This window comes from Brevibacillus jepli, assembly GCF_047229145.1.
Taxonomy (GTDB): domain Bacteria; phylum Bacillota; class Bacilli; order Brevibacillales; family Brevibacillaceae; genus Brevibacillus.
Genome location: NZ_JBFEFW010000006.1, coordinates 227,768 through 240,809, shown reverse-complemented (window position 1 = coordinate 240,809; position 13,042 = coordinate 227,768). Strand labels below are relative to the sequence as shown.

Here is a 13,042-nt window from a genome sequence, read left to right as displayed (position 1 = left end):
ATTGTCTCCCACCTCGTCCTCGTTTTCCTCACTATACGTTCTTTAGAGGGGTACGACAACTATTCTGACACAGGGGGTTCTCCTTGAAGAACAATTTATCTGAATTGGTATTGGAAGGGTTAAAAAAAAGACTCGATAATAGTAATCAATTATTAGTGCAAAATAGGAATGGAAAAGTTGATACAGCCCAGTTTACATTTAACCCTCCTGTTAATGTGGAAGAAATTGAGGAGTTTTTAAGGAGCACTCACTGGCACTTACCAACTGACTATAAGAATTTTCTCCTAATCCATAATGGAGCATGGCTGTTCGAAAGTGTAAGATATGGTGGAGGATATGAGTTACTGAGTCTAGATGAAATTAAGGATAATCATCTCGACTATATGCCTGTGAATTGGTACCCTATCTCGATTAACAATGGTGACTACATTTTTATTGACTCTAATCGAGTTGCGTCCGGTCAGAAAAACTATTTAGTGTGTTTTAATCATGATGATGTTTCAACCTCAGAAGGTTATTACTTGAATATGACTTTTGAAACTTGGTTAGAAAGATTAATAATTGCACAAGGAACAGAGTTTTGGGCTTGGTAAGTAGAAATAAAGAAGGGGCTGTTTCAAAAGTCGATTTTTCCGACTGAGAGACACCCCTTTTTTAATTTCGAAACTCATGATACATCAGCGTTTCAGAGGGACTTCTCTAGTTGTATAGTTGTAAGGAAGATGTGGAAGCATTCATTCAAGCTTACTCTAAACAGATTGAATCTGCCCCCTACTTTCACATAGAGTACAATGCCAACAGGAAAGCAAATTTTATAGAAGTTACCTCGGGTACAGAAAATTGTTATACGTGCTCATTTTAAGGGTTGGATGTTTTTAATATCAAGGTAGAAAAATTGGTCGAAGAGATTGATAAAATATCCCCATATGACCGAGATCACTGGGAACTAGGGGGAGAAGTTATCGAAGAAGTTATCGAAGAAATTAGCGTAAAATTGGACTGTCATTCAATTGACAGTCCCTACTCTCATTGAAGGATGTGATCCTGTGAGTAATCCTTTTGAAGCCCTCATTAGTAAGATCAGGGGAAGTAGGACAAGTGTAGACCGGAACGTGCATATCAAAAACGAGGAATATCATTTTACATTCTACATCTCGAACGAGTCTATCACAGATACAAAGGAGAAATTAAAATCGTTTGAGTTACCAGAGGATTACGTTAGTTTTTTAAGCCACTACGAAAGTGCAAAACTATTCAAGGACGCCAAGCATAACTCTGGGGGTTATGATGTGTTAAGTACCGAACTCGTCATTGGGTACTGGAAAGCATACAGCATCGACCATCCTTACTATCCTATCCTTTGGAGCGATAACTCAAATAACTGTATATGTGTGGATCAAGACAGAATACATAGTGGCAAAGGTTACCTCACATGGGTTGGATCAATACTACCAGACGATACTATCGACACAGACCTGACGTTCACAGAGTTGCTGGAACAACTTATTGAGCATGATGGAATTGAGTTTTGGGATCGACCCATTGAGGAAGAGTAAGATAAAAGGACGCCTTTTATAGTGCGTCTTCAGGATGAATCGAACGACTAATGCATAGACTGCCAAAAAGCTGGGACTAAGCTCTCAGCTTTTTTCTGTAAGTTGGGGACGTTTAACAGACAAAAAAGCAGAGGAAGTCCCTCTGCTACGCCATTACGTATCCACTATTTGTTCTTATTCTCTAACAGTGCCATACTCTCCACATGACTTGAGTGTTGGTCACTGTATATTAAGCCGTAAGGATGGCGGTGGCGGTAAACTTATAATGAATGTTTACCGAGCCATCCGCCTGTACTTCAATCTTATCAATAAACCTATGCACCATCTCAGAAGTCAGTTCGTCCAACTTCATGAACTGCTTGAGTTCCTTCTTCAATCGAACGATACTTTCCCCTGTGCTACTACTGGCTTGTAGAGACTAGTGGAGTGTTGCCCACTGTTGGTCAGGAAAGGCCCGTTGAAGATTAAGATATTGGAATTTTAATCTCTTTTCATTCCAACTGCGGAGAATATAAAGTTTATATATTTGCTCTCCTAGTTAAGATAACTGTTCAAGAACCTTTGGGATTAATTGATTATTGAATGTGTTTAACTCAAGATCATCAAACGGATTGCCCTTAAATGTATCTTCACAAATTTGCGTTAACTCACAAAAGTCATTATACGGCATATGATTTTCAATTTTTTTTAGCAAGATAAAAATTTTTTCCTTCAAATTCTTCTCTATTGAAGAAAGATAATCCGAATCGGGATCAGCATTCAATTCTTTTTTAGATCTAGAAAATGCCCATAGTAATTCAAAGACGCTGTCCACTCCATCGTACTCAGAGCGAGTAGGAATGAATAATTCATATTTCTGATCAAAACAGTTTAAAAATTGTTGTGCTATTTCTACAGGAAATGGTGGTGATAACTTCTGTATCAATTGTTCGTCTTCTGTGTCAACAGCAACTTTAAGGTCTTTTAAAAACTGAATTGGAATCCTTAATCCGTTCGGAGTAATTTGGCTTTGCTTATTTTTATTAGCTACTACTAAATAACTGTAGTCCAAAGAAGCAATGGGAGTGCATAGGTATAAAAATTTTATTAGCACTTCATGATTTGTCACATCTAGATTATCTACAATTAGTGGGTAAAACTTCAAAACACCATCATTATAGTATTTTTCTGGGTAAGTGAGTAAAAAGCCTTCGGACAAACCACTCAATGCTGTTATTGAATCAATCATTAGCTTGCCATAATTTTTGTTATACCAAGGCTTAATTGCATATTTATTAAAATATTTGCTTGGCATATGCTCATTGAAGTATTGACATGTGATGATAAGGGACTGTAAGTTTAGTTCTTCAATCATATTTAATTCGTTATGCTCATGTAGTAACATTCCTTGCTCATCAACAATAGCCCCAAAGTATTTTTGCATTCTTTGCATTGAACCGTGTGCTGTTGTCAAATTGATTACAGCTAACCTACTTTGTTCTGGATCGCGAAGTAAGAATTTAACTAGCTGATTACAAAAATTTTGTATGCCTCCAAAATAGTCTGTCTTTACTTTACTGAACCCCTCAGGGAGGACAGCTTTTTCTTCAAAAGGTCTGTCTTGATTAGGATATCTATACTCTCTAATGAGTTCTTTGTTTATTTCTGTTCGTAGGTTTTCTATTTCAGATGCAAGACTACCCAACTGTTTACCTTCAAGAAGTTTACAGATACTCGCTACACACTTTTCAGATAAAGTTACAATATTTTTTCGAACAGAAAACCAACGATTTAGCCATTCAAATATACTGTCGCACTCATAATTGCTCATGATTGTTTTATCCCATAAGGATGCGAACTCCTCATGAAACATTATTATTATGTTTCTAATTGGCATAGCTTTATGTGCATCATCAGGGATATCATATCCCGAAATAATGTCAAGTTTTGGACTAATTGCATCAGCGTGGTATATCTCAAATATTGGAAGAGTCTTGCATATTATCTTTATTCTGGAGACACTTTCCTCATTCCCTTTTCGAATATCGCTTGGCAAGAGTATATATTCAACATGAATCTCATTCCCATTTTCACTTAAATACAGTTTCAAAGATTCAGTTGACCTCTTCAGGTAAGTCATAATAGTCGACAAATTATCCTTCACAAAAGAAATATAAGTCTCCTTGTTTCCGCAAAAGCAAGTATACATAATATTAGATATAACATTGATCGTGTGATTCTCTTTAGCTGCCCATATTGCTTCCAAGGAAATGTTATTTGATAAATTAAATTTCCGATCAATATTAAGTAACCAATATGCAATTGTTGCATAGGAAGTAATGTCATCAGTAAGGTTATCGCCCTTAAGCCTACCAAATAATTCCTCGCAAAAATAGTAAACATCTGTTTCTGACAATACGATTTTCGGAACTGAATCTCTAAGGTCACATAGATATTGAATGTTTGAGTTATCTGGAAATATTTTTTTAAGTTCATCTAGGGTTCGCAATGAGTATTCAAAATCTTCGAATTGTATAAAAGGATTAAGTTCCGTAGATAGAAGGAATAATCCACCATGACTGTTAGCATCATCAAAAGCGCTTTGATTATGCACATAGTATTGCATCACATTTCCAGAAAGCAATCCTTTTAGTGCCAATACATATGATGATAGGTTCTCTGCATCCCATAGATTCTTTACAATTGTAGAGTAAAAACCTTTCTTATTTGTTATTAGTTGAGGAAGGTTAGAAAATAGCTTTGGAAAGTATGTAACATCTGTTATTTTAACTACTTCAAGAGCTGTGTTACTTATCTCTGTATACTCGTGTAACTTATCAACAATGTGTTGAGAACGCACGGGATGTAACCCTTCCACATATTGTTCTGTTGTATCAACACGGATTAAAAATTCGTTTTCAACACTTTTTAACAGCTCGCCATAATCGCGGTTTGTTGCTTCTAATAAACTTTCGATTAACTTACTAACAGGTATTTTTATTCCACAAATATCTGCAAAGCAAACTTTCCGAAGAATTTCGCATTTTATTCTTCCGGTATCCATATTGTTGATTTGAGTGATTTGATGAGCAATCCTTTCAGAAATCATTTCGCCATGTGTAAGAAGATAGACAAATTCAATTAGTAGTTTTTTGTCAGAAACTTTTGTCCAAGAGCTTCTCCAGTCTGTTATAGATTGATGAAGTTTTTGGGATTTTTGTAGCACCTCAAAAATACTTTTTGCTTCTTGCTCGTTAAGTGACAGTTTAACAATTTGCAAAGATCTTACATTGCTTAAATTGCCGCTGTAATTATACCAATCATCTTCTCGTGTAGTAAGCAGAAGTTTGTAGTGATATGAAACATCTTCCTGTAGAAGTTGGGCTAACCTATTCCACTCACCTAACTGCGAATCTAAATTGTCAATAACTATTAATGGTTTTTCTCCTAGCTTCACTCTCGATTTAAAATACTGGACGATACTATCTAATTCTTTTGAATCATTACACCACACAAGCTGATAAATTGTATATTCACTACACAGATTAAAAGCAACTTGAAGAGCCATAGTTGTTTTTCCTTGTCCGCTTGATGCTTTGATAACTGTGACCCTGTTATTTTGAATAGATTCTTCAATTTCCTTTTCTGTGTGTATACGTCTGACAGGCAATTGCATTACGATATCTTGTGGTGTAGCTTTTTTCCCTTCAAAATAGCTGAAATCATTACCGCGATTCGAAATATTGAAATCCAACTTCTTAATCCAGCTATGAGCGGGATTCTGAATGCCTTTACTAATATCATCCTTTATGCTCTGGATTATTGTATTCAATTGTTGTTGATTGATACTTTCTCTGCGCTCCATTTTTTCGAGGCAGCATATTTTTATACCATTAGCAAACAAAGCAATATTTCCAGTTGTAATATCGTATTTCTCAATTAACAACTTCTCTATTTTTTCAGAGAGGATATTTTTATCTTGTTTTTCGAAACTAAGTTTTTTTATAAAGCTATCAAAAGAAAACCCTGTCCAATTCCAGTGAGAATTTTCAGTTTTTATATTTTGGACCATTTCATTCCAATACTTAGTAGAACTTTCATCTATACTATTGTCAAAGATTTTACTTAGGTTGCCTTTTGCTACAGGAAAATCATAGACTAGCTTAAAATTATGGCTGGCATCAAACAAATAAGCCTCTAAAAAGTTTTTCAAAACATCTTTTAGGAAACTCGCATCTTGCTTCTGGGTAGAATATTTCAGTTGAATATGAGTAATAATTCTAGAAGAAACCTCACATTTATAATGATCGATATCCTCTATTCCTTCAAGGTGAAAAGTCGTGTTTTCATTAGATTCCGACAGAATTAAATAGCAAGAATACAAAAATTGATAGCTAAAACCTGAAAGTGCAATTTGTCCGCCAGTACGAGATTGCTCTAATTCCTCGATAGAAATTCTAACTGGTTTTATGACTTCTTTTTGCTTTTTTGATGTTTTCTTTTTTTTCACGAATTCACCCTCGTAAATGATTTTCTATTCTAACCGAACATACACATGAAGTTATTTTTGTTAATGAATATTGAATAAATCCAGATTCTATTGGCCGACACCAATAGGCATTCCTAATTCTCTTTTCACATCATCGATAAAGATATGATTCATTTTATTTACCACTTCAAACAGTAAGTGCTTTCTCTTCTTCCTTCTTTTTTTCCATTCCATCAAAAGCTTTTCGCTCAATCAACTCAGAATTAGTTAAATTATACCACCCCCTTTGAAGATTAGAAGGATAAATAACTCAGAGCTAGTTCCTAGGACAGATTTCATTCAAAGATTTAAATATTTAACGACAATGAGATATTGTAGAGAATTAATGTTTATGCAACTTTTTTCAAATTAACATAGCATTGAGTCTTACAACCGCTATATATCAAAAAAAGAGGAGCTATCCGCCCCTCTTCACTTATTTCCGCCAATACATCTCCGATTTAATTGTCATTCCTCACTAACAGTGAGCAACACTCCACATGCCCCGTATGCGGGTTAATATAGCCATATGATGCAATCTGTTATAATTCGTTGAAGCCTTGGTATAACTAAGTTTCCCGCGTCCGCACTACATTTCTATAAGGTGATTTAGGTCGACTGGTGTTACACTTTATCACCAGTTTAACACCAATATATTGCTTTGAGACCACAATGATTAGATCTTAACATTAAAGCTAAACTACGAACTCAAGTGTCCCTGACCTCAACTATCGTATCATCGTGAGCTCCTACTGTCGTAGTATTCCGGTAAATAAATGAACTTTAATATGTATCTGATCAGCGGAGTTCGATATCAAAACCGTAAAGCAATCAATGTGTTTTGCTTTGGAAGTTACTACATTCCAACTCTATTTAGTAGAAATGATCTTCCTGGCAATGGTCATTGCACGTCTTAATTCTATAACTGAGTTTTTGAGCAGTTCTTCCTCTTGATTCTCCTGCAGAATTTTATAAAAGACGATTAACTTTTTGGCAGACCTACTTTTTTGAAATCCAAACTCTGCAAGTTGGTTACCGATACGACCGGCGGCCTTGATTAGTGTTGAACGCACAGGCTCCTCATATTTCCCAGGATGTAGTCCCCATCTAATTTCTACTTTCCTTGTCGGTTTAAAATTCACATGAACATGCGCACTACATTGAGGTGTTCCCCATTGTTCGTCATGAAACCACATATGCATATAGCTGTATTCAACTTTATTATCCCGACGGGTAGATGTATGGAGAATGTCGGGCTCAAGAGCAGACATAGTTTGCGCCACCTTTTGTAGGAAGTGCCGCTCTCCACTGTCATCACGCCGCTCATCCCAATTTTTCTTGCTTTGCTTTGACATCTCCTTGATTCTTAAGGGAATCGGATGGCTGACAGAGGTAAAATCAATCACATTTAAAGGACGGGGGATATTAAAAAAATCAGGTATTATATATTGCTTGGCTACGCGATGAAGATTTTCAATCGAAAAGTAATTGAAAAAGGGAAGAATATATACATTCAATGTTTTCTCCGGCAGTTTGACTCTTACCGTATACGCTTTGTTTCTAAGATGTATCCGCTCTATCTCAAGTTCCTGCTCGGGGAACATACGGCGTAGGACATCAAGTTTGTTCTCGGTTTGTCCTATTGTGACTAAGCATTTTGCGTGGCTCCGCACAATTACAGATTTTAAATATTGAATCCTTCGTTCAACAAAAGCCTGCATCCTTTCTGTTGCTGATTTCTTAAAAGAGTATGCGTTAATGTATTCATCAACGTTCTCAAATAGTAACTGATATTCATATGGCCAAGTATTCTCATTAGGCCGTGGCAAGGGTCTCCAATCCATAAGGGCAGTAGAAACGCCTCCCTTGAAATTAAGGGTATAAAGCTGTTCCTTTGCATATGTCACGATCTCATCCCAATTACTCTTATCCCTGCTTAAATACGTATCGATTGGAAAATTGGGATCATCTTTGACTCCTTGAATCGTCAAACATAATCGGGCTGTATGAGTATTGAACGCTGAAAGACGCTCCGTGCTCTTTTTGGGGCAGAATCCGTAATACCGTTTCATGTAATCCTCAATTTTTTTGCAACCACTATTTGCGCTTGCTTCCCAAAATCCCTCGGACCAATGCCCATTGGGGCTGTGATCGTAATGTTCGTTGGGGTATAGATCATCCTGATAAAGAATGTTTTTATTGCTGGTCATACTTTCGAGTAATGTCGAAACTGTAGATTCTTTTTTCCCATACAGGCGAAACCTTGCAGCGGCATGAGCTGCTATCTCATTCGGATAACCACCAGTACCTTCTTCGTTGCCCATAATTAATATATCAGCATCCAAGTGAGGGCCGCATCCTACATAAGCATTCATTTTCTCTAATTGTTTAATTGTAAGCTGCATGTGACATCCTCCTGAGCAAACTATGAGTGTTTCCTCTTTAAACAACGAAACAATAAACTATGTTCAATTTTGTAGGAATACTGCTATAATATGTCGATTTACTCCAAGCAAAAATCTAACAAGTGGTAAAAGAGGCCTGCCTCCAGCTGACTGCCGTAAACTTCATGAATAGAAAGATGCTATTTACCTTGCCAGTCTCATCTTTTCCATCACGAGCTCTTGACGCTTGCTCGCAAACTTTCCAATGATCTCCTCTTCAATCAAATTATGCTGGATCGCTGTCAACTTCATAAGCTTGCTCTTGAAGATCACCTTCTGGATCACTCTGTCAATTTCTTTAATTTGCCTTGTAATTTCGGAAATCTTCACGCGAGCACCCTGTGTTTGTTTACGCTGGAGCTCTTGAAACGCCTTCTCCCGTATTTGTCTGCACTGATCCAGAGAATTTAATCTAATAGCTTCTAGGAGCCCATCAATAACCTCGTCAAACATAGGCTATACCTTAGAGATGAGGGTAGTCATCCAAATATGTAAGTTAGCAGCGTACGTTTCCTTTGCACCCTCTGGCACATTCGCATTCGTCAAAATATCGTTAGCCTTGTCCATGACTTGCAAGATCAAATTACCTCGCTCGCTTATGGAGAGTCGATCCTCCTGCGCTTTCTTGACATAAGCATCTGCCTCTAATAGCATTTTATAGCCTTCCGCTTCCAAATACTTAACTGAATTATTCGTATCTGCGTGTGTCTTGGCTATATACTCAATCGTGGAAATTACATCGGGTATCTTCCGTACGAGATTTTGTATAGCTTCTTGCTTAAGCGCATTCATATCCCAATCAGTCTGTATACTTTGTCCCGGCATGATGACATCAACCTTTAAATCACTCGGCTTCAAGTTTCTATCTGTCATGGATGATGACTCCTTCACTCAAAATATCACGGAGATGTTCTCGCTCTTGTTGAATCGTTTTGATCAATTCCTCAAAACCTTCAAGCTGTTCTTGATCCTTATCAAGATGTGCACTTAGCATCTCTTCATGCTCCATGCACGTTATATCAAAATGCTCATTCACAAGAACCATCGTTTCGTCTAAAGATAAATCAAGCTCTTCAACAATCTTTGGATTAAGCTCCTTCGTCCAATTTTTCAGAGACTTATCAATGGTAGCTTTCAGTTTTCCTTGCCATGTGGCAACCCCCCATAAATAAAAGCCAAGCTCTATGAGCACTGCGATCACATTACCAATTGCCTTGGTACTGGTCGCCCCTAGCCTTGCTAAGATATGAGCCAATTTATTATGAGTTGCTCGTGAGAATGTTTTATTAAATACGTTACCGATTCGCTTTAATGCCATCTTTCCAAAATTAGCAACCCCGGCCCCCGCTCCACCCCTGCCTCCAAATCGCTGGAAAAATTGAAAAGCTACATTCTTAAGGCCTTCGTTTAATATTCCCTTCAGAGCATTAGTCCTCAGCTTCTCAAACTTATCCATTATGAAATTTACTTCTTTGATATAGTTACCGATGGCTGTATTCGCAAGCTCCTCGATCTCATCGTTCAATTCCTCTAAACGATAGATCAGTAGCTCCCCTGTACGCTTGCAGGCAAGGTTGGCTTCTTTTGGCAGCACATGTGATTGGATAAAAGCATTACAATCCGCTGCTTGGGTCCATCGATTAGATGTGGTAATATGCTCATCACATGCTTTAGAGATCTTACTTTGCTCCTGACTAACATGTACTTGCAGTTCTTCAATCATTTCATTCCTGCGGCGTATTACGAGATCCTGTATTTTCTTTTGGCTCTCCCGTAACTGTACAATTTCTACACGTAACCCTTCCCTTTGCTCCGAATCAAGCTCCGCCATTTGCCATTTTGTCACCGTAGCGCTTTCCAGATTTTCATAAATCGATTGCAGAACCAGCTTTGCTCGTTCAAGCCATGCTTTTGTTCGTTCCGGTCTAACCATCTCCTGGCCTAACCATCGCCATACATGCTCTGCTTGGGGAACCGGTGCCCCCGCTTGCTCAGCTACAAGAAACAGCTTAACTTCACTCCCAATGAGATTCTGTACATGTTTACGAATCTCAGCAACGCGACGGTCCGATTCATCTACTTCATTGGGAGCACGATTGATGACAAGTAACAATGGAGGAAGATCTTTCTCAAACACTTGGTATAATAGCTCTAAAAATTGTTTATCCGCTTCTACGATCCCACTTCGGTACATCACGCAAAAAACGAGATAATCCGCTTCAGGGATAAAGTTATTCAGTACCTCCGTATGCTGTTCATAGATAGAATCATAACCAGGCGTGTCCAAAATATGAGCCTCTACATCTATGCGCGTAGTAGTCTTAAGTTGTAACCTCCGCAACGTAGGCAAAGGCTGGACGAATTGTTGGTCGAACTGTTCCTTCGATACTGCTTCTCTCTTCCCATCTCGATGTACTATGCCATACGACTCTAAATACTCCCTACCACCAATTACCTCAGTAACAATAGGAGTCGTAGGAGAAGCAGATACTTTTAACTTCTCCCTACCAATGAGACTATTAATAATGCTCGTTTTCCCAGAGCTTGTTCGTCCAACAAGTGTCATATAAAAAGAAGGCTGATTTAGCTTCTCTATAAGAGCAGCTGCTGATCCTTGCATCGTTGAAAAGCCTATTCTCCGAGCAAGCTCGTAAGCTCGCTCAGCCGAGTTTATTAGCAGGCTGCGTTCATTTTCAAACGGTTTCACGAAGCGGCTCTCCCTTCCACATCAAGCGCGCATTTTCCCATTCTACTTTACTCTTTTTGATGATTTGTAAAAGTTCCTGGGTGTCTTCATAGAGCTGCTCACGGTGATCGAGACTTTCCTCTAAAATTACCTGACGTTGGGTAAACTCACCTTCAATACGATTCAGCTCATCCATCAGTAGTTTTTCGAGATCTTGGATAATTTGCTGTTCATAAAGACCTGTTTCCCTCTTCACCAGTTCTTGAAGCTGTTCGATCACCTCTATAACAATGGATTTTGCAGCTTTTCTTGCCCCGGCCTTCCGCTGTTTTTCTACTTCAGTTTTAATAGAAAAACCAAGGAGATTACCGATCACTCCAGCTACTACAATCGCTCCGCCGACAACCCAGCCAACAGGATTCGATACAATGAGAGGAACCAGAGCTGGAGCAACTGCCATCAGTCCTAAGGAAAGTAGAGCTGGTACTGCACGCTCAAACTTAAAATTCCCTTGTGAATCGACATCAATGGCAATATTCGGGTTCGTTTCATGCACATGTTTGAGGATCGATTCAAAATCCGTCAGTATCTTCTTAATTATTTCTCGAATCTGATATTGGAGCTCATTTACGATCGAAAGCTGGGCCTCTTGAAGCTGCTCTGTCACAACGGTCTCAAAATAATGGCCGTCGTATATACCGCTAGAAATTTTTTCGTCAATATGTTTTACGGTACCCTCTTCTACTTCTACAATGAAACGATTCATCTTTCTACGGGCTTCACGGAACAAAGTCTCCGCCTCTGCTTTTAACTCAGCAAATTGACTTTTAGTCTTTTCTTTTTCCTCTTGAAACTTTTGCTTTTGATTCTCAAGCTCCAAGTCGGCTGTCTCCTTATCTTTATCCAAGTCCTTCAAAATAGACTCATACATTCGTTCACTTTCTAAGATCTTCTGCCCGATCCATTCAATATTATCCTTCATGATCTCTTCGAACCACGTCTTCATACTCTCTTCTAGCCGATATTCAACCAACCTAATACCAGACTTCTCGCGTAAGCTCAGATCCTTTGTGTAGGTCGCTTTCACTGCATCTTTTACTTGCACTGGTATAATCTGCTGCTCGTAGCGCACACCCAGCTCCAGAGAAATTTTCTCCAGCGCATCCTGGTTGTGCTTCATGCCACTTTCCAACTCACGCTCAGTCTCATGCTCCCACCAATTTTGCACAAAATAGGCGTTAGATATTTGTGGCCATACAGCTTTAAGAAACAACGACTCTATTCGAGTAATTGGGGGAATTGTGCGCAAAAGGAAAATAGCACCCGAGCAGGACATGATATACTTCATCGTGGTTTCTTGGTTTGCGGAGCTTAAACTAGCCACCCCGGGCAGGTCGACAAATACGACATCGGGTCGTAGAAGATGCGAATGAATATGTAGCTCAATATGATGGACCCCTAACACGTTGTCAGGGTTACATTCATGATTCACAAAACGGTTCAATGCTTCCCGCTCAACAGCAACGCTTTCTGTTCGTCCATCCTTATAATGAACAATACCGCGATGGCTTCCATCTGCACTTTTGTGTATTTCAACCGGAATGCAAGTCGTTTCATCCGCTTCTACTGGTAAAATGTCGTCACCGACAACAAGCGCATTCAGAAGAGAGCTCTTCCCCGCCCCCTGAATACCAAGTACCGCAATTACAAATTTCTGAGCGGTCACACTTTGCTTTCTGCTTGCAAGTGATTGGTCAAAAGCTGATTTGACAGACTCCCCTGGAAGGATGTGGCGTATAGCATGAATAAGTCTCTCATCGTTTAGTAAGCGAATGATTGAGGACATCTA

The 13,042-nt window shown here is 38.6% G+C and carries 8 protein-coding genes and 1 pseudogene; 2 read left to right on the top strand and 7 right to left on the bottom strand.

Annotated features, from left to right (window positions below):
* Positions 1-83 precede the first annotated feature (83 nt).
* Both AB1L17_RS09260 and AB1L17_RS09255 read left to right on the top strand, forming a co-directional pair.
* Positions 84-593 (top strand): SMI1/KNR4 family protein, encoded by a 510-nt coding sequence (locus AB1L17_RS09260; RefSeq protein WP_412844306.1) that lies wholly within the window; start codon positions 84-86, stop codon positions 591-593.
* A gap of 453 nt (positions 594-1,046) precedes the next feature.
* On the top strand, positions 1,047-1,556 hold the full coding sequence (locus tag AB1L17_RS09255; protein ID WP_412844305.1) for an SMI1/KNR4 family protein: 510 nt from the start codon (positions 1,047-1,049) through the stop codon (positions 1,554-1,556).
* A gap of 229 nt (positions 1,557-1,785) precedes the next feature.
* On the opposite strand, the pseudogene AB1L17_RS09250 reads toward AB1L17_RS09255, so the two are convergent.
* From AB1L17_RS09250 to AB1L17_RS09220, 7 genes and pseudogenes are all read right to left on the bottom strand, one after another.
* Positions 1,786-1,950: pseudogene (locus AB1L17_RS09250) on the bottom strand (DUF4368 domain-containing protein); the annotation flags it as partial.
* A 144-nt stretch (positions 1,951-2,094) separates the two neighbouring features.
* Complete coding sequence (locus AB1L17_RS09245; protein WP_412844304.1) at positions 2,095-6,045, bottom strand: P-loop NTPase; 3,951 nt, start codon at positions 6,043-6,045, stop codon at positions 2,095-2,097.
* 887 nt (positions 6,046-6,932) lie between these two features.
* Complete coding sequence (locus AB1L17_RS09240) at positions 6,933-8,468, bottom strand: hypothetical protein (protein ID WP_412844303.1); 1,536 nt, start codon at positions 8,466-8,468, stop codon at positions 6,933-6,935.
* A 183-nt stretch (positions 8,469-8,651) separates the two neighbouring features.
* Positions 8,652-8,837 carry a hypothetical protein gene (locus AB1L17_RS09235; RefSeq protein WP_412844302.1) on the bottom strand — a complete coding sequence of 62 codons (186 nt, stop codon included), beginning with the start codon at positions 8,835-8,837 and terminating at the stop codon, positions 8,652-8,654.
* A 126-nt stretch (positions 8,838-8,963) separates the two neighbouring features.
* Positions 8,964-9,380: a hypothetical protein gene (locus AB1L17_RS09230; protein ID WP_122960152.1), complete on the bottom strand. Its 417-nt coding sequence runs from the start codon at positions 9,378-9,380 to the stop codon at positions 8,964-8,966.
* Entirely contained in the window at positions 9,370-11,214 is a 1,845-nt protein-coding gene (locus AB1L17_RS09225; protein WP_412844301.1) for a dynamin family protein, read from the bottom strand. Before AB1L17_RS09225 ends, AB1L17_RS09230 begins: the two co-directional genes overlap by 11 nt.
* Positions 11,201-13,039 (bottom strand): dynamin family protein, encoded by a 1,839-nt coding sequence (locus AB1L17_RS09220; RefSeq protein ID WP_412844300.1) that lies wholly within the window; start codon positions 13,037-13,039, stop codon positions 11,201-11,203. The genes AB1L17_RS09225 and AB1L17_RS09220 overlap by 14 nt, the downstream gene beginning before the upstream one ends.
* Positions 13,040-13,042: the final 3 nt, after the last annotated feature.